Source organism: Halogeometricum sp. S3BR5-2 (assembly GCF_031624635.1).
GTDB classification, from domain to species: Archaea; Halobacteriota; Halobacteria; order Halobacteriales; family Haloferacaceae; genus Halogeometricum; species Halogeometricum luteum.
The window spans coordinates 255,191-273,060 of record NZ_JAMQOQ010000005.1 but is presented as its reverse complement, the minus strand read 5'-3'; the positions used below and the strand labels follow the sequence as shown (position 1 = coordinate 273,060).

Genomic DNA, 17,870 nt, shown 5'->3' with positions numbered 1-17,870 from the left:
TCGGAGAAAAGCGTACTGAAAATCCGAGACCGAGTCCCAGAACGTTAAAACTCGACGGCGGAGAACGCAGGGGTAGATGAACGACGACCAGGGCGACGCGGGCGCCTCCGACGACCCGCCTCGTCCGAACCCCGACGCGTCGAGTACCGAGTCGTCGGACTCGCCCCTCCATCGACTGCTGAACGCGCAGGACGGCCCCCTGCTGTTCGTCCGCGAACTGCTGGTGAGCGTCTCCGCCGTCCTCGTTCTCGGCCTCCTCCTGTTCGCCATCGCCGGCGTCTGGCCGCCGATGGTCGCCGTCGAGAGCGGAAGCATGGAACCGCACATGTACCGCGGCGACCTCGTGTTCATCACCGAACCCGACCGCTTCAGCCCCGACTACGCGTTCGAGGACACCGGCGTCGTCACCGTCGACGTCGGGAGCGAGGAGGGCTACCAGTCGTTCGGCGGGGCCGGGTCCGTCGTCGTCTACGACCCGCCGTCGAGGCTGGGTTCGCCCATCATCCACCGCGCGCACTTCCACGTCGAGGAGGGGGAGAACTGGTACGACAGGGCGAACCCCGACTACGTCTCCGCCGACGACTGCGAGGAGTTGAGCTACTGCCCCGCGCCGCACGCCGGGTTCATCACCAAAGGCGACGCGAACGCCCGCTACGACCAGGCCAGCCGCATCGCCGAACCGGTCCGCCCGGAGTGGATACAGGGCGTCGCGCGACTCCGTATCCCCTTCCTCGGGTACGTTCGACTCGAACTCGCGGGGGCGATACTCCCGATGCCCGCGGGCGTCGAGACGGGCTATTCGACGACCGCGACCGCGGCCACAGGCGCGACCGCGACTGTGCCGAACTCGGCGACGAACGCGACGACGCCGGATTCGACGGCGCCGAATACGACGACTAACTCGGCGGCGGACGGACCCCCCGGTTTCCACTCCGCGAACAGAGCGGCGGGCGCCGCGTAGAGACCGTCCAGAGGCGAGCCGAGGCGTTTCGACTCGAACCGAAGGGGTCGAGAAGATGGGGGCGGGAGAGGGAGTCGCGGCGGGCGAAGTCGCTCAGTTGTCGAAACGGGCTTGGACAAACGGTTGCGCGTTCTCGATGTCGCCGAGGCGGGAGTCCGAGAGGAGGACCGCCTCCGTCTCGTCGATGGGAACCGACAGCGAAATCTCCTTAGTGCGGCCGTAGCGGCCCTTCGAGACGACGACGGCGTTGACGATGCCGAGCATGTCGAGTTCGGAAATGAGGTCGGTGACGCGCCGTTGGGTGAGAATGTCGGCGTCTATCTCCTCGCAGAGGCGCTTGTAGATGTTGAACACCTCGCCCGTGTTGATGTTGTGGACGCCGTTCTTCTCCAGGAGGATGATGGCGAAGAGGACGATTTTCGACTGGGTGGGAAGGGTACGGACGACCTCGACCACTCGGTCCAACTCTATTTTGTCCTGCGCCTGCCGGACGTGCGCCTCCTCGACGGTGTCGGCCTGTCCGCGTTCGGCGAGTTCGCCCGCGGTCCGGAGCAGGTCGAGGGCGCGGCGCGCGTCGCCGTGTTCCTGCGCGGCGAAGGCCGCACAGAGCGGGATCACGTCGTCCGTGAGCGCACCGTCCTTGAACGCCACGTCGGCGCGGTGCTGGAGGATGTCGCGCAGTTGGTTCGCGTCGTACGGCGGGAACACGATCTCCTCTTCGCCCAGGCTCGATTTGACCCGGGGGTCGAGGAAGTCGGTGAACTTCAGGTCGTTCGAGATACCCATGATGGAGATGCGCGAGTTGTCCAACTCGGAGTTCATCCGCGAGAGGTTGTACAGCGTGTCGTCGCCCGACTTCTCGACGAGTTTGTCTATCTCGTCGAGCATGATGACGACGACGCGTTCGTTGTAGTCGACGGCGTCGAAGAACGTCGAGTAGACGCGGTCGGTCGGCCACCCGGTCATCGGCACCGTCTCCATCTCCTCGCGGTCCGTCTCCAGTTGGTCGATGCGCTCCTCGACGGCGTCGAGCGAGTCGAACTCGGTGTCGGAGAGGGAGTTCGGGGCGTCTCCCGCGCGTGTGCGGAGGTCTTCGAGGCGGTCGAGTTCGTCTTCGATGACGGAGAAGTTCTTCTCGATGAATTTGTTCGCCAACTGCGCGAGGACGCGGTACTGCGTGTCCGTCACCTCGCAGTTGATGTACTCGACTTCGCAGGGGACGTCGTACTTCTGGGAGGTCGATTCGAGTTCCTGACTGACGAACTTCGCGCTGGCCGTCTTCCCCGTCCCCGTCTTCCCGTAGATGAGGATGTTCGACGGCGTCTCACCGCGGAGGGCGGAGACGAGAATCGTCGCCATCTGGTTTATCTGCTCGGTGCGGTGGGGGAGTTCGTGCGGGGTGTACGAGGGGCGCAGCACCTCCTTGTTCTCGAAGATGGGTTCCCCCGAGAGCAGGTCGTCGAACAGGCCGCGACTGTCGCCGTCCTCCTCGTCGAGGACGACTTCGTCGAGGCTCACGTCGGTCGCCGCCTCGTCGCCCGTCGCTCTTCCCGTTCCGTCGGTGCCGTCGGGACTCACGTCTCCACCCCCCGCGGTGTCGACTCCTGACTCGCCGGCGCCGGAGACGCCGTCGGGGCCGCCGGGACCGATGCTCTCGCTGATGTCGATGTCCTCGGCCGTGACTTCGTCGGCGGCGTCGGGAGCCCCGTCGGTACCCCTCTCGGCGTCGACTTGCGCTTCGTCCGTTCCGCGGGACGTTTCCTCGGTTCGGGGGTCGTCTCCGACCTCGCCCTCGCCCTCCGAATCTACATCCGTATCCGCGTCCGCATCTACGGCCGCAGACCCCTCTTCGGAGGGATGATCCTCGGTTTCGGCCTCGGTCGAGGCCGTCGTGTCCGTCTCGGACCGGTCGGCCGAACCCGACCCCTCGTCTCCGTCTCGCGCCGGTGTGTCGTCGTTCATGCGTGAGTAACCCCCTCATTTCGACTGGAAACCGCTCCGAAAACGGACCATAACGGGCCGGACGCCGTCGTATTCGCGGCATCGGACCTTAGAACCGAGGACGGAGCGTCCAAATGATGCAGACGAACCAGACGAAGAGGTGCTACAAAAAACTTGTCTATCAGTCGCACGGTTTCGGATGCACGGAACGGGAATGCCCTCTATACTCGTTCTAGTTGTAATAGGTCGAGGGTATCGATATCAATTCTCGGTCGACCGGAAGCGAAGGGGTTGGCCCCACGACACGGAGGTGTTTCGGATGCACCCGAATCAGTCAGTCCCGCCTGTGCGGGCCGTAAACGGAAGGTTCGGAGCGCCGCAGGAGCCGCGGACCCGAAGCGGAGGAGGGGCCACCCTCCCCCACCCCTTCGTTTCGGGTGGAACGGCGTAGAGGTGGGGTGGGGGGTTCGCGAGTGGCTTCTAGAGCCGGTAGTTTTAGTACCGTGTACTCACAACCAAACCCGTAGTGGGGAGAAAAGAGATAATTACGCCATATTCTTTTCTGTATTAAACTAGATGAGCTGCCGTCACCGAGAGCGGGGGGAGGGCTCTCGGCGCGTTCCACTCGAAACGAAGGGGTGGGGGGTCCGGAAGACACGAGAGAATGGACGGCGAACGGTCGTCCGAGGACGTACCGACGTTCTCCCATCGAGTCTCGCGGCGAAAGCGGTGACTCTGTGCCCTGTTGGACGTCGAACCGGGCCACTCGCTCGCTCGACTTGAAACAGAGGGGTGGGGGGCGACCCCCGGGTTTTCCCGAGAAGCGCGGTAACAACCCACAGTCGTCGATACTATCGATCCGGGATACTATTCCCCTCACGAAATTTCATCTAAAAAGATGTTTTCACACCGAAACACCGCTCTATCTCTCGGTTTCGTCCGCTCGTCTACCCGGTCGTTAATCGGGTTTCGGCCGGATAAAGCGGACGTGAACCTGACCGGTGTCTGACGTAGTACTTAAGTAATCACAGAAATGTGGTACCTGCATACGCCCCTCCACGACGGATTCGGGAGGTGCGGGAGGACAGGATGGGACTGCTTACAGGATTACGAGACAGCATCTCACGGGTCGTCGACCGGATGTTCTCGGACGCAGAGCCGAGACGAATCGGCATCTACGGACCGCCGAACGCCGGGAAGACGACTCTCGCAAACCGTATCGCCCGCGACTGGACCGGTGACGCCATCGGTCCGGAGAGCCACGTCCCTCACGAGACGCGGCGCGCGCGCAGAAAGGAGAACGTGGAGATAGAACGCAACGGGAGGAAAGTCACCATCGACATCGTCGACACGCCGGGCGTGACGACCAAAGTCGACTACAAGGAGTTCCTCGACCACGACATGGAGAAGGACGACGCCGTCCGGCGGTCCCGCGAGGCCACCGAGGGCGTCGCCGAGGCCATGCACTGGCTCCGCGAGGACGTCGACGGCGTCATCTACGTGCTCGACAGCACCGAGGACCCGTTCACGCAGGTCAACACGATGCTCATCGGCATCATCGAGAGCCAGGACCTCCCCGTCCTCATCTTCGCGAACAAGACCGACCTGGAGGACGCGAACGTCCAGCGGATATCGAACGCGTTTCCGCAACACGAGACGGTGCCGCTCTCCGCGCTGGAAGGTAACAACATGGACGAAGTGTACGACAAGATAGCGGAGTACTTCGGGTGAGTATCATGCCTGAAGTCACACCCGGCGACGACGGGGTGCAGATCGACCTCATCAGCGGAGCCCGCATGGAAGGGCTCGCGAGCATGGAGAAGATCCGTCTCATCCTTGACGGCGTCCGCGACGGCAACATCGTCATCCTGGAGGAGGGGCTCTCGCCAGACGAGGAGTCGAAACTCATCGAAGTCACGATGACGGAGATCAGCCCCGACGAGTTCAACGGCATCGAAATCGAGACCTACCCGCAGTCCCAAGGCGGACAGGGGTTCCTCGGCCGACTGATGGGCAAAGAGGAGACGAAGAAGCTGACCGTCATCGGCCCGGCGAATCAGATTCAGACGCTGCACAAAGACGAGAACCTCATCAGCGCCCTCGTCTCCCGGAAGTAACGCGGCGCCGCGCAACGCCACCCGCACTCGAACGCGGACCACCGACCCAACCCACACCAGACCACGAGAACGGACACACATGCCCCACCAATGTACGAACTGCGGGAGGGTGTTCGCCGACGGCTCCAAGGAGATGCTGTCGGGATGCCCTAACTGCGGCGGCAACAAGTTCCAGTTCAGCCCCTCGAAGGGCGGACGCGACGACGCCGCCGAGACGACCGGCCAGCGAGAGGCGTCGCCGTCGGAGTCGACGGCGTCGTCCGACGCGACGCCACCGTCGGATTCGGCGCAATCACGGAACCCGACGCAGTCACCGGATTCGACGCCGACGTCGGATTCCACACCGCCGTCGGGGCGGACCGCCGACGCGAACGCGACCGACGCCGAACCCGCAGACGAGACGTCCGGGTCGAACACCTGGCGACGCGCCGCCTCCCGGGCGGCGGACGCGGAGAGCGAGCGACCCGACGCCGACCGCGAGACCGAGGCCGGGGCGAACCCCCCGAACGACGTCGACGCCGCCCGCCGCCGCGGGCAGAGCCTCCGCGAGTGGGCGAACTCCCGCGGCTTCGCCAGCGAAGTCCAAGACGAGAAGGACGAGACCACGCTCCGGGAGAACCGCCGGCGGACCGGCGACGCGCAGCGCCGCCCCCCGGAACGCCGGTCGTCGACGGAGACGGAAACGGAGGCCGAGACGGGACCGGGGACCGACGAGAGCGGCGCTTCGTCCCCGGAGCGCCCGTCCGACCCCGCGGGCCCGGCAAACCAGACCGACCGTCCGTCCGACCCCGCGGACCGGTCCGCGGAACCCCCATCCGACTCCGCGAACCGGACCGATAGCCCGTCCGAACCGACGGAGACGGCGGACCGTTCGACCGGCCGCGCCGCCTCCGACGACGACGGCGAAGACGACGCGCAGGCGAGCGCCCGGTCCGACGTCGTCTCGCCCGACGAGATTCGCGCCGCCTCCGAGGCCGACCGCCCGACGGACGCGAACGGGCGCGTCATCGAACCGCGGAGCGACGACCGGCCGAACCTCGACGAACTCCGCGAGGAACTGAACGAGCAGTTCGAGAGCATCAAAATCGTCGCACCCGGCGAGTACGAACTCAACCTGATGGAACTGTACGACCGCCCCGAGTACATTATCTCGCTGCGCGAGGACGGCCGCTACGTCATCGAAGTCCCGGACACGTGGGGACCGCGCGACGACGACCGCTGAGGTCGCTCGCTTCGCTTCCCCCTCCTCGTTCCTCTCCGCAGTCCTCTCCGTCCCTTTCCTGCCGGCCGAACCCCTTCGTTTCCGGTCGAACCTACGCCCGACCGCCCGCACAGGTTCCCGACCGAGTAGTTCTGTCCGCTCCGACCGGGTACCGGTTCTATCCGCCGGTTGGTGAACGGCTACACGGGTCTCGTCCTACCGTCCGACGTGTCCTCGTCGCTCCAGCGCCGCGCCCACGACGCCCTGATGCGCTTTCCCGCGCTGTTGGCCCGACTCGGCCTCGTCGACCGCGAGAAGGGGTCGCGGGCGTTCGACCTCGCGGTGCCGGTGATGGTGACCGGCGGGATGCGGACGCTGCTCAGAATCGCCGACTTCCTGATGGTGAGCATCGCCTTGGGCGAGTCGGCCGTCGCGGGTCTCGAACTCGGCTTTCAGTACTACTTCATCCCGTTCGGCCTCGCCCTCGCCCTGACCAGCGGCACCATCAGCGTCGTCTCGCGGTTCGTCGGCGCCGAGGACTACGACGCCGCCGACTTCGCCGTCAAGCAGTCGCTGTGGCTCGCCCTCCTCGTCTCCCTCCCCATCACCGTCGCCGGGTGGGTGTACGCGACGCCGCTCGTCGACCTGCTGACGAACGACCCGGCCGCGATACGTCTCGGGAGCGCCTACCTCCGCATCGTCATGCTCTCGGTCGCCTTCCGCTTCTGGAGCATGATCGCGGCCCGCGCCCTCGCCGGCGTCGGCGACACGCGGACGCCGATGTACGTCCGCGTCCTCACCGTGCCGACGAACGTCGTGCTCAACGCCGTCCTCATCTTCGGACTGTTCGGCGCGCCGCGACTCGGCGTCGAGGGGGCGGCGTGGGGCACCGTCGCCGCCAACGCGCTGGCGGCGACCATCTTCTTCGGCCTCCTCGTCTCCGGGCGGCAGGCCATCACGCTTCGCCTCGGCGGCAAGCAGTGGGACTGGAGCGTCGCGAGTGAAATCGTCCGCGTCGGCCTCCCGCTCGCGGGAACGCGTCTCTCGCGGACGTTCGGGCGCTTTCCGTTCCTGTTCGTGCTCGGCGTCCTCGGCACCGACGTGGTCGCGGCGTACGCCATCGGCCGCCGCGTGATGCTCCTCGCACTGATGCCCGCGTGGGGGTACTCAACGGCTGCCTCGACGCTCGTCGGGCAGGCCATCGGCGGCGGCGACGACGCCGAGGCGACGGCGTTCGGCTGGCAGACGCTCCGCATCGCGCTGGTGACGCAACTGCTCGTCGCGGCCGTCCTGTTCGCCGGGGCGGAGTGGCTGGCGCAGTTGTTCCGCGCGGGCGACGTCGCCCTCACCGCGACGTTCGTGCGCGTGTTCGGCCTCGGCGTCGCCGGGTTCAGCGTCTCGCGGACGATGCGCGGCGCCCTTCGAGGTGCCGGCGACACGCGCTGGCCGTTCTACGGCGCGCTCCTCGGGACGTACGTCGTCCGACTTCCCATCGCCGCCGCGGCCCTTCCCGTCGGCTTCGGTCTCACGCTCCTCGGCGTCACGGTCGCGCCCGGTCTCGGGTGGGGACTGCCGGCCGTCTACGCGGCCATCGTCGCGGACATGTACGCCCGGGGCGTCGTCAACGCCGCGCGCTACCACAGCGGGAAGTGGCTCCGAGTCGCCCGGGAGTCGGGCGTCGGGTCGGCGTCGGACTGACCGCCGCCGAGACCCCTCGCTCTCCTCGGCTTCGCCCCTCCGTCCTCTCTCCTTCGCTCGACGGTACCGAACGGGACCGCGCTAGCCGATATTGAAGCCTTTAAGCGCCAGCGCTCTCAGCGTGACATCATGAGCCAAGCGACGAAGATCGTCATCGGTACAGTCGGCGTGTCCGCGGTTCTCGCCATCGCATTGCTCGCTATTCTCGCGTTCGGATAGCGGAGACACCGCCTCCGACCGAGGCGGGTACGCTCGACGAACCGGCGAACGCACCGCTGAAGGGTTCGGGGCCCGAACGGGGACCATGTTCGAATCTCTCGACCTGGCCGACGACGTGGCGGCCGTCCGCGCCGACCACGCGCCCGACTCGCTCGTCCTCTCGGCCGACGCCGACTTCGAGACGATTCCGCCGGCCGCGGCGGAGGACCTCGGACTCGTCGCCGACTCGCTCGACCCGAAATCCTACCCCGCCGAGTGGCTGCCCGAGGACGCGCCGGCGCTCCTGGTCCGCTACGCCGGCAGCGATTTTACCATCGGAATGCCGGGCGACGGAACCGTCGTCTGGACGCGACAGACCGTCCCGCCCGCCGTCATAGCCAAGAAGCGCGCCGAGGGGACGCCGACGGACTTCCTCGATTTCCTGTTCGCGGAGGCGTTCGTCCAACTCGGCACCGACGCGCCCGAGCACTGCCTCCCGTTCTTCGGCGAACACTACCGAGAACTCGACGCCGCCGTCCCCCTTCCGCCGAACGACGTCTACCAGATTGCCGCGGCGCTGTACGAGGCGTGGCTCGGTCTCCAGACCCGAGAGACGTTCGCCTCGTGGGAGGAGACGCACCCCCGACTGCACGGCGCGTGGGTCGACGCCGGCGAGCGGTTGACCGGCCGCCTCGACACCCTGCCCCGCGCCGTCGCCCGCGGCGGAACCTCGTTCGCGGAGGCGACCGAGTACGCCTGCTCGGCCGTCAAACACGGCCTCGACCTGCCGGCGCCGTTCGCCGCCCTCGACACCGCGGCGTACGTCGAGTACGGTCCGAGCTACGGCGTCCGCTGGGCGACGAAGACGTTCGAGCAGTTGGGCGAGGAGGACGGCGGAACCGCCGAGAGCGGAGGGACGGTCGAGGAGTAACGTCCCCTCCCGCCGCGACCGCTCCGGCGTCCGTTCGCCGCTCCGGTCTCAGAACTCGCAGGTGACGCTGCCGTCGACGTCGAGTTCGACGACGCCCTCGAACAGGTCGCGGAACCGCGTTATCGTCTCCTCCTCGTGCACCTCGTTCGAGAGGTGGAACAGGCCGACTGCCTCGTGTTCGTCGAGCAAGTCGAGCAGTCGCTCCGTCGCCTCGAACGCGCCGTCGACGTCGGCGTAGTACGCCATCTCCGTCACGGAGTCGACGCTGACGCGGAGTTTCCCCTCGTGGGATTCGAGGAAGCTCCGCGTCTGTTCGACGATGCCGTCCAGGTCGTCGGGCGAGGAGACGTAGTGGACGTTCTCGGAACTCCGTCGGGAGTAGCCGCGTTCGACCGAGAGCGTATCGAGGATGACCGCGCGGGACTCGTCGACGTCGTAGTGTTCGAGTTTCTGCTCGACTTCGCGGGCCGTCGTTCGGGTGGAGATGACGAGGAAGTGGTCGGTGTCGGTCTTCAGGAAGTCGGTGTCGATACGGTCCGTCTCGCCGATGCTCGGATGCAGGAGAAGAATACCTGTGCCGCCCGGAATCGTCTCCGGGGCGTTCTCGATGGCGAGGGTGTAATCCATGTCGGAAACTCCGACCGAGTGACCTTAAGACTGCGGGTGAGTCTCCGTCGCATCCGTCGATTCCCGGACCGAGAAGCTGCCTGAAAGAATCGGTCCGAGCGCCGCGGCACCGCCGCTCAGAAGACGGTGTCGGCCGTCGCGGCGCCGATGACGCTGAACACCGCACCGATGCTCGTCGCCTTCAGCGTCGTCGCCAACATCTCCCGCTGGAAGCCGAGGAAGGTGGTTCCGTCGCTGGCGGCCATGTCTTCGAGGAACGTCCCCGGCGCGTCGAACGCCAGGGCGAGGATGAACACCGAGAGGTAGGAGACGAGGATGAGCGAGACGAACCGAATCGGAACCCCGAGGACGTCTTTCTCCCTGTCGGGGTCCCTGTCGTCGGCCTTGTAGAGGGCGCCGTAGCCGACGACCAAGACGATGACGGCGGTGAGCGCTCCCTGCACGGCGGACATGCTCCGCGCGAGACTCCACACCTCCTCGGTCACGACGAACGGCCCCGCGAGCAGGAACCCCCCGACGACCTGTTGGGCCGTGTCCGCGAGCGCGAACCGGCGGCGTACTCCGACCATACTCCGATGCTGGCGGCGCCTCGGTATAAGCGGCCCGACCTTTCTTCCGTCCCGGCGACACGAAACCCGACAGACTTAGTCGCCCGACGCCGACGCGACGGTATGAGCGTCAGAGACGAGTTCGACGCGTGGGCCGCGGACGGCCGCGACAAGGGGATGGAGGACCGCCACTGGCACACCGCGAAGCACGTCCTCGCGCGGATGCCCGTCGAACCCGGCGACGTGGTGTTGGACCTCGGGTGCGGAAGCGGGTACGCCGGCCGCGCCCTCCGCGAGACGAAGGGCGCGGGCCGCGTGTACGGCCTCGACGGCGCGCCCGAGATGGCGCGCAACGCCCGGTCGTACACCACCGACGGCGGGGCCGCCGAAGATACCGACGAGGCCGAACTCGGCGATATCGGCTTCCTCGTCGGCGACTTCGACGAACTCCCCTTCGCGGACGACAGCGTCGACCACGTGTTCTCGATGGAGGCGTTCTACTACGCCGCGGACCCGCACCACACCCTCGAAGAGATAGCTCGCATCCTCGCGCCCGGCGGGACGTTCTTCTGCGCGGTGAACTACTACGAGGAGAACGAGGCCTCGCACGCCTGGCAGGACCGTATCTCCGTGGAGATGACGCGGTGGTCCGGTCCCGAGTACCGCGAGGCGTTCCGGAAGGCGGGCCTGCACGTCGCCGAGCAGGACAACGTCCCGGACGACGACATCGAGATTCCTCCCGCGGAGGCGTTCCCGACGGACGACTGGGAGACGCGCGAGGCGATGGTCGAACGCTACCGCACGCTCGGAACGCTCCTGACCGTCGGCGTCGCGCCGTAGCGTCCGGCTCCCTCTTTTGTCGCCCGACCCGCCGCTCAGTCGTCCGACTCGGGCGCCGACCCGTCCGACTCGGACTCCGGCGCCGACGGCAAGTCCTCGACGGCGGGGCCGTCGACGACGCCGCCCTCGTAGTCGAACCGGGAGCCGTGACACGGGCAGTCCCACGTCCGGTCGCCGTCGTTCCACTCGACCAGACAGCCCATGTGCGGGCAGACGGCCGAGACGGCGTGCACGTCGCCCCCGTCGTCGCGGTAGACGCCGCGGACGTCGCTCCCCTCGCGGAGCACCGTCGCCTCGTCGACGTCGAGGTTCCGAACCTCCTCGGCGCGCGGTTTCGTCACCCAGTCGCCGGCGAACGACTTCGCCACCTCTGCGTTCTCCTTCGCGAAGTCGCCCGCGGCGGAGAGGCTGAACCGGTTCGGGTCGAACACGTCCGCGTGCGGGTTCGGTTCGTCTCGAATCAGGTCCGCGATGATTCGCCCCGCGGCGGTGCCGTTCGTCATCCCCCACCCGTCGAACCCGGTGGCGACGTAGACGCCGTCGGAGACGGGACCCATCTCGCCGGCGTACGGCAGGTCGTCGATGGGGGTGAAATCCTGCGTCGACCAGCGACACTCCACCGACTCCACGTCGAAGTGCTCGCGGGCCTGCCGTTCGAGCCGCTCGTAGCGCTCGCGGACGCTCCCGCCCTTCCCCGTCTGGTGGCTCTGCCCGCCGACGAGCACGATGGGTTCGTCGTCGGCGCTCGCGCCCGCCGACCGAATCGAGAGGTACGGCTCGGACTCGCGGTAGAAGTGCGCCTCCGTCGGCGGGTCGGCGACGCGGACGCCGACGACGAGGGAGTGTTTCGGCGTCTGCCGGGCGAAGTAGCCCCCGCGGTCGAAGACGGGGAAGTGCGTGGCGACGACCACGTCGTCGGCGACGACGTTCCCGCGTTCGGTCCGCACGCGGTGCGGTTCTCCCGCGTCGAGGTCCGTCGCCCGCGTCCGCTCGAAGACGACGCCACCGGCGTCGTCGACCGCTTCGGCGAGGGCGAACAGGTACGCCCGCGGGTCGAACTGCGCTTGGTCGTCGACCCGGACGGCGCCGACGGCGTCCTCGGAGACGGGAATCTCCTCGACCAGCGACGCCGACAGACCCGCCCGTCGAGCGGCCTCGAACTCCGACTCCACCGTCTCGCGCTCCGAGTCGTCCTCGACGTACGAGTACGCCGGGAGACGGCGGAATCCGACGTCCGCGTCGGCCGCCTCGCACCGCCGTTCGACGTAGTCGACGGCCGCCTCGTTCGCCGCGGCGTACCCGCGTGCCGTCTCCTCGTCGAACTCCTCGACGAGACTCGCGTACCGGAAGCCGTGCAGGGAGGTCACCTTGGCCGACGACCGGGCGGTGACGCCCTCGCCGACGCGGTCGCGTTCGATCACGGCGACGTCGCGGCCGGCCTCCGCGAGTTCCAGCGCCGCCGTGAGACCGGCGATGCCGGCGCCGACGACGGCGACGTCCGCGCGCACGTCGGTTTCGAGGGGGTCGTACGGCGGTCCGGACGCCGTGCGGAACCAGTAGGCGTCCCGTTCGGCGGTCGATTCGTCCCGCTCTGTGGGTGAGTTGTTAGAAGACATGGGTGCGCCCCGCCCGCGGCGAGGTAGGTCAGGTAGCGACCCCGACGGAAAACGTCTGCTGGCCGTCACGCCCGGCCCTCCTCCAGTTCACTCCACTCTATCCCGCCCTACCCCACACCTCACTCCACTCTACCCCACCTCACTCCACTCTACCCCACCTCACCCCACCTCCGTCGAACCCCTCCGTTTCCGGTGGAGACGTTACCGATTCCCATCGGATTCCGGCGGGTCGCCGGTACGCGACGGAAGGAAATCGGGGGAGACCAGGCGCTCAGAACCCGCCTCGGCCGCCGGTCCGTCCGCCGAAGCGCTCGATGACGACGAAGCTCAGGCCGGTGACGGCGAGGAGGACACAGCCCATCGCCGTCGCCGGGCCGAGGCGTCGCCCGAGGTAGCGCTGAACGGCGACGGGCATCGTGTAGCTGCTCGACCCTTCGGCGAGGATGACCGTCGAGTCGAACTCCCCGATGCTGATGGCGAAGGCGAACGCCGCGCCGGCGACGACGCCGGCGGCGACGAGCGGTAACTCGATGTCGAGGAGCGCCCGGACGCGACTCGCGCCGAGCGTCCGCGCGGACTCGACGAGTCGCGGGTCGAGGCCGCCGAGAAGCGGGGCGACGGTGCGCGTCACGAACGGGTACGCGCCGACGGCGTGGGCGGCGACGACGGCCAGGGCGCCGGTCACCTGTATCCGAGTGCCGAACACGACGGTGCCGAAGACGAGGCCGCGGAGCATTCCCAACCCCACGACGATGCCCGAGACGGTCAGCGGCGCCATCAGGAGCGCGTCGAGCACCTTCCGCCCCCGGAAGTCACGCGTCGTCAGCACGCTCGTCACGACGCCCATCGGCAGCGCAAGCGCGAGCGTTCCGAGGCCGAAGACGAGGGAGTTGCGCACCGCGGTGAGCGGTCTGACCTGGTAGCTCGTCCCCGTCTGCTGACGTTCCAGTAAGAAAAGGTAGTGGTCGAGCGTGAATCCGCCCTGCGGACCCGTGACGCTGGCGAGGAGCATCGAGGCGACGGGCGCGACGAACACGAGGAGGACGACGACGCCGTAGCCGGCCACGGCGAGTCGCGTCGCGGCGGCGCGTTGCGTCCACGACGCGGGCCACAGGGGGCGGCGACGCTGCGGGCGCGCGCCCCGACCGCTCGACGACATCCGCGCCTCGTACCGGAGGTAGCCGTAGGTCAGACCGAGCGAGAGAGCCGTCTCCACCACCGCCAGCGACGCCGCCTCCGCGAACGCGAGGTTCTGGACGCGCGAGTAGATGAACACCTCGACGGTGGCGAGTTGGTAGCCGCCGAGGGCGAGGACGATAGGGAACGAGGCGAACGTGAAGATGAAGGTGAGCGTCGCGCCGACGGCTATCGCGGGGAGGAGTTGCGGCAGCACCACGTCGCGGAAGGCGCGCCGGGGGGAGGCGCCGAGCGTCCGCGCCGTCTCCACCGCCGAGGCGTCGACGCTCTCCCACACCGCCGTCGTCACCCGCGTCACCAGCGGCGCGTTGTAGAAGGCGTGCGCGACGACGATGGCGGGCAGCGAGTACAGCAGCGTCACCTCGGGCAGTCCGAGCGCCCCCAACACCGCGTTCAGCGTCCCGGTCCGGCCGAACGTGGCGACGAAGCCGATTGCGACCATGATTGAGGGCATGACGAACGGGAGGATGGTGAGCGACCGGAGCGTCTCCCGTCCTCGAAAGTCGAAGCGCGCGAGCACCCACGCGCCGGGGAGGCCGAGGGCTACGGAGGCGGCGGTGGACAGCAGCGCCTGGTACGCGGTGAACCGGAATATCTCCCGATAGAAGGGGTCGGTGAGCACGTCGGCGAGCGGTCCGAGCGTCCACTCGCCTCCCGCGTACACGGCGTCGACGAAGACGGTGCCGACGGGGTAGTAGAAGAGCAGACCGAGGACGAGGGCCGTCAGCAGGGCGACGGCGGTCAGCGCGCGGCGCTCGCCCCACCGCCGGAGGGCGTCGACGGCGCGGCGCACGCTAGTTCCCGACGAACTGCCGTTCCCACGCGGAGGTCCACTCACTGAGGTTGTCTCGGAGCGTGTCGTAGTTGAACGTGACCGCTTCCGGCGGTTCCTGCGCGTACCGCGCGAACGACTCGGGTAACTCCGCCGTCGTCGTCGCGGGGTACTGGACGTTGCGGACGGCTATCTCGGCCTGCACCTCGGGTCTGAGCACGAAGTCCATGAACGTCCGCGCGAGTTCGGGTCGGTCGGTGCCCTCGAACATCGCCATCCCCTCGGGGTTGGCGTAGCCCTGCCCGTTCGGGAAGCGCAACTGGTGCTTCGCCAAGTCCTCGCCCTCCTCGTGGGCGTACACCTGGTCGGTGGAGTAGGAGACGACCATCGGCGCCTCGCCGTTCGAGTAGGCTGTGTAGGAGGTGGTCCAGTCCTCGAGGACGCGCACGCCGTTCTCCTGGAGGTTCCCCCAGTAGTCGAGGTAGCCGTCCTCGCCCTTCGCCTTGATGGTGTGGAGCAGGAACGCCTTGCCCGTGGCGCTGGAGATGGGGTTCTGCGTCAGCAGGTCGCCCGAATACTGCTCGCGCAGGAGTCCGTCGAACGTCTCCGGCGCGGTGAACCCGCCGTCGCCGAACGTCTCGTCGTAGACGATGCAGATGTAGCCCGTGTCGTACGGGACGGCGCGGCCCCGCGGGTCGAACTCCAGCGACTCTTTGACCGTGTCGCGCCGGTCGAGGCCGTCGACGGGTGCGAACAGCCCCGAATCGAGGTTCTCGTCGATGCGGATGAGCATGTTCACGTCGAGGCCGACGTAGAGGTCCGCCGGGATGTCCACGTTTCGGAGCGCGCGTTCGATGTAGTAGTTCACCTCGCTGTCGGGCGTCTCGTAGCGGAGCGTCGCGTCGAACTCCGACTCGAACGTCTCCTTCAGCCACGGTCCGGGACTCGTGCTCGGCGCGTCGACGAACGCGCCGTACGTGCCGACGACCAACTCCGGCACTTCTCCGCCCGCGGTACCCGTCGTCGTCCCGTCGGTCCCGGTGTCTCCCCCGGTTTCGCTGCCCGCCTCCGTCCCACCCTCCGTCGCCGTCCCGTCGCCCCCGCCGGTACACCCGGCGAGCGCCGCGACGCCGCCCGCGCCCGCCGCCGCAAGGAAGCTTCGTCGTCTCATGACCGGGTAGTTTCACCCGGTGATACTTAACGCGTGCCATCGCGGGTCACGTGCGACGACGCTCGCATTTCCGCGCCCGCTCGGACCGTTCCGTCGACGTCGCGGGCCTGATACTCCGTGAGGAACGACTTTGTGCGTTCCCCTACATTACCAGTCGTGACTCTCGAACGTCGGCACGTGTTCGGCGGGTTGTTCATCCTCGCGGGCGTCGCCGCCGCGTTCCTCCTCCGCTCGGTGCTCGGGACGGTGTTCTTCTCCGTCACCGTCGCGTACGTGCTCTGGCCGCTTCGGCAGGCGCTGGTCCGCCGCGGCCGGTCGCTCCGCGTCGCCAGCGGACTCGCCACGACGGCCGCGTTCCTCGCGGCGTCGCTCGTGCTCCTTCCGCTGGTAGTCGTCGTCTACCTCCGGTACGACTCGCTCGTCGCACTCGTCCGCCGTCTCCCCGACGAAGTCGTCGTCGAACTGTTCGGCATGGTCTACCGCCTCACGCTCGAAGAACTGGTTCCGGTGGTTCTCGGATTCTTCCGGACGCTGGCGGGCCTCCTGGCGGTCGCGACGCCCGTCCTCCTCGTCAAGGCGACGCTGTTCGTCTTCGTCGTCTACTCGCTGCTCGTCCACGGCGAGGACGCCCGCCGGGCGGTCCTCGCGCTCGTTCCCACCTCCTACCAGGGCGTCGCTCGGGCGATGAACCGCCGCGTGCGCGAGACGCTGTTCGCCATCTACGTCCTCCAGGCGGCGACGGCCGCCGGAACCTTCGCCCTCGCGCTCCCGGTCTTTCTCCTCCTCGGCTACGACCCGTTCGTCACGCTCGCCACCGTCGCCGCCATCCTCCAGTTCATCCCCATCGTCGGCCCGAGTTTCCTCCTCGGGGGACTGGCGGCGTACCACCTCCTAATCGGGGAGGTGACGCAGGCGATTCTCGTCGTCGTCGTCGGCGGGGTGGTGGTGGCGTGGCTTCCGGACGTGCTCATCCGCCCGCGCTTGGCCCGCAAGACGGCCGACATCCCGGGCAGTCTCTACTTCGTCGGCTTCTTCGGCGGCGCGCTGACGCTCGGCGCCGTCGGCATCGTCGCCGGTCCCCTCGTCGTCGGCCTGTTCGTGGAGACGGCGTCGCTGCTGTCGACGGAACTCCACCCGGAGTCCGTCGAGGACGCCGAATAGCCCGGTTCGCGCGTTCGGTGTCGGTCAGTCCGCTTCCGTCTCGCTCTCCGTCTCCGTCGGCCCGCCGCGCTCCTCCCACTCGGTGAGGCTCCCCTCGTAGAACGCCACGTCTTCGTACCCCAGAGACCGCAGGACGACGTACGTGTGGCTGATGCGCCGCGCCGTGTTGCAGTAGAGGACGACGCGCTTCTCGGGACCGATTCCGACCTTCCCCAGGACGGACTCCAGTTCTTCTCGGGATTTCAGTCCGCGCGTCTCGTCGTCGACGAGTTCGCGCCAGTCGAGGTTCACCGCGCCGGGGAGGTGGCTCTCCTCGAACTCCCACTCCTCGCGGGTGTCGACGACGACGGTGCCCTCCTCGTCCAGACTCTCCAGAACGGCGTCGTAGCCGACCAGCGGCGACCGCTCGGGGTCGCGCACCTCGTACGCCGTCTCCTCGTGTTCCGGCGTCTCCGTCGTCGTCTCGCGCTCGCGGTTCCACGCGCTGTAGTCGCCGTCGAGCAGGTGGAGGCGGTCCGTCGGGTGGCCGTACAACTCCGCGGTGACGAGAAAGCGCGCGGCGAACACGCCGTGGGTGTCGTCGTAGGCGACCAGGTGGTCGTCGGGTCCGACTCCGGCGGCGGACAGCAGCGACTCCCACGCCGCCTCGCCCGGAAGCATTCCCTCCTCACCCTCCGAGGACCGGAACTCGTCGAACGGGATACTGACCGCGCCGGGGAGGTGGCCGATGCCGTCGAACTCCCAGGCGTCGCGCACGTCCACGAGGCGAACCGCGCTCTCGTCTCCGTCCTCGTCCGCTCCGTCGTTCGCGCCGTCCGCGCTCCCGTCGCCCTCCGCCCCGAGTCGTGCCGCGACCCAGTCGGGGGAGACGACGATGTGCTCGTACATGCG

At 67.9% G+C, this 17,870-nt stretch carries 16 protein-coding genes; 9 read left to right on the top strand and 7 right to left on the bottom strand.

All coding sequences use genetic code 11. The annotated features are described in order from the left end of the window. Nucleotides 1–76: 76 nt before the first annotated feature. Nucleotides 77–961 (top strand): S26 family signal peptidase, encoded by an 885-nt coding sequence (locus NDI79_RS18055; RefSeq protein ID WP_310930053.1) that lies wholly within the window; start codon nt 77–79, stop codon nt 959–961. Nucleotides 962–1,054: 93 nt separating this feature from the next. Here NDI79_RS18055 and NDI79_RS18050 read toward each other — a convergent pair whose 3' ends face one another. After that, nucleotides 1,055–2,923 (bottom strand): Cdc6/Cdc18 family protein, encoded by a 1,869-nt coding sequence (locus NDI79_RS18050; RefSeq protein WP_310930052.1) that lies wholly within the window; start codon nt 2,921–2,923, stop codon nt 1,055–1,057. A gap of 1,068 nt (nt 2,924–3,991) precedes the next feature. Between NDI79_RS18050 and NDI79_RS18045 the strand changes: the two genes are divergently transcribed. The 6 genes from NDI79_RS18045 to NDI79_RS18025 all read left to right on the top strand — a co-directional run bounded on the left by NDI79_RS18045 (nt 3,992) and on the right by NDI79_RS18025 (nt 9,047). Beyond that, entirely contained in the window at nt 3,992–4,633 is a 642-nt protein-coding gene (locus NDI79_RS18045; protein WP_310930051.1) for an Era-like GTP-binding protein, read from the top strand. 5 nt (nt 4,634–4,638) lie between these two features. Then, a complete protein-coding gene (locus tag NDI79_RS18040; RefSeq protein ID WP_008386401.1) occupies nt 4,639–5,019 on the top strand; it encodes a DUF2073 domain-containing protein in 381 nt (126 codons plus the stop codon). A gap of 79 nt (nt 5,020–5,098) precedes the next feature. Beyond that, on the top strand, nt 5,099–6,241 hold the full coding sequence (locus NDI79_RS18035; protein WP_310930050.1) for an OapC/ArvC family zinc-ribbon domain-containing protein: 1,143 nt from the start codon (nt 5,099–5,101) through the stop codon (nt 6,239–6,241). A gap of 246 nt (nt 6,242–6,487) precedes the next feature. Then, nucleotides 6,488–7,918 (top strand): MATE family efflux transporter, encoded by a 1,431-nt coding sequence (locus tag NDI79_RS18030; protein ID WP_425499634.1) that lies wholly within the window; start codon nt 6,488–6,490, stop codon nt 7,916–7,918. A 129-nt stretch (nt 7,919–8,047) separates the two neighbouring features. Further along, nucleotides 8,048–8,137 (top strand): adenosine deaminase, encoded by a 90-nt coding sequence (locus NDI79_RS23645; protein ID WP_425499630.1) that lies wholly within the window; start codon nt 8,048–8,050, stop codon nt 8,135–8,137. A gap of 85 nt (nt 8,138–8,222) precedes the next feature. Next, nucleotides 8,223–9,047 (top strand): DUF7089 family protein, encoded by an 825-nt coding sequence (locus NDI79_RS18025; RefSeq protein WP_310930048.1) that lies wholly within the window; start codon nt 8,223–8,225, stop codon nt 9,045–9,047. 48 nt (nt 9,048–9,095) lie between these two features. Here NDI79_RS18025 and NDI79_RS18020 read toward each other — a convergent pair whose 3' ends face one another. Continuing rightward, a complete protein-coding gene (locus tag NDI79_RS18020; protein ID WP_310930047.1) occupies nt 9,096–9,674 on the bottom strand; it encodes a DUF7090 family protein in 579 nt (192 codons plus the stop codon). A gap of 116 nt (nt 9,675–9,790) precedes the next feature. Next, entirely contained in the window at nt 9,791–10,243 is a 453-nt protein-coding gene (locus NDI79_RS18015) for a DUF2391 family protein (protein WP_310930046.1), read from the bottom strand. A gap of 102 nt (nt 10,244–10,345) precedes the next feature. Between NDI79_RS18015 and NDI79_RS18010 the strand changes: the two genes are divergently transcribed. Continuing rightward, entirely contained in the window at nt 10,346–11,062 is a 717-nt protein-coding gene (locus tag NDI79_RS18010; RefSeq protein ID WP_310930045.1) for a class I SAM-dependent methyltransferase, read from the top strand. Nucleotides 11,063–11,097: 35 nt separating this feature from the next. Here NDI79_RS18010 and NDI79_RS18005 read toward each other — a convergent pair whose 3' ends face one another. The 3 genes from NDI79_RS18005 to NDI79_RS17995 all read right to left on the bottom strand — a co-directional run bounded on the left by NDI79_RS18005 (nt 11,098) and on the right by NDI79_RS17995 (nt 15,818). Further along, the gene (locus NDI79_RS18005) at nt 11,098–12,678 is read right to left on the bottom strand and encodes an FAD-dependent oxidoreductase (RefSeq protein ID WP_310930044.1); all 1,581 of its coding nucleotides are present in this window, start codon (nt 12,676–12,678) and stop codon (nt 11,098–11,100) included. A 271-nt stretch (nt 12,679–12,949) separates the two neighbouring features. Beyond that, nucleotides 12,950–14,713 (bottom strand): ABC transporter permease, encoded by a 1,764-nt coding sequence (locus NDI79_RS18000; protein WP_425499629.1) that lies wholly within the window; start codon nt 14,711–14,713, stop codon nt 12,950–12,952. Beyond that, the gene (locus NDI79_RS17995; protein ID WP_310930042.1) at nt 14,670–15,818 is read right to left on the bottom strand and encodes a thiamine ABC transporter substrate-binding protein; all 1,149 of its coding nucleotides are present in this window, start codon (nt 15,816–15,818) and stop codon (nt 14,670–14,672) included. Before NDI79_RS17995 ends, NDI79_RS18000 begins: the two co-directional genes overlap by 44 nt. Before the next feature lie 156 nt (nt 15,819–15,974). On the opposite strand from NDI79_RS17995, the gene NDI79_RS17990 reads away from it, so the two are divergent. Next, nucleotides 15,975–16,979, top strand: coding sequence for an AI-2E family transporter (locus NDI79_RS17990; protein WP_310930041.1), 1,005 nt, complete (start codon nt 15,975–15,977; stop codon nt 16,977–16,979). A gap of 24 nt (nt 16,980–17,003) precedes the next feature. On the opposite strand, the gene NDI79_RS17985 is transcribed toward NDI79_RS17990, so the two are convergent. Further along, nucleotides 17,004–17,867: a sulfurtransferase gene (locus NDI79_RS17985; protein ID WP_310930039.1), complete on the bottom strand. Its 864-nt coding sequence runs from the start codon at nt 17,865–17,867 to the stop codon at nt 17,004–17,006. Between the last annotated feature and the right edge of the window lie 3 nt (nt 17,868–17,870).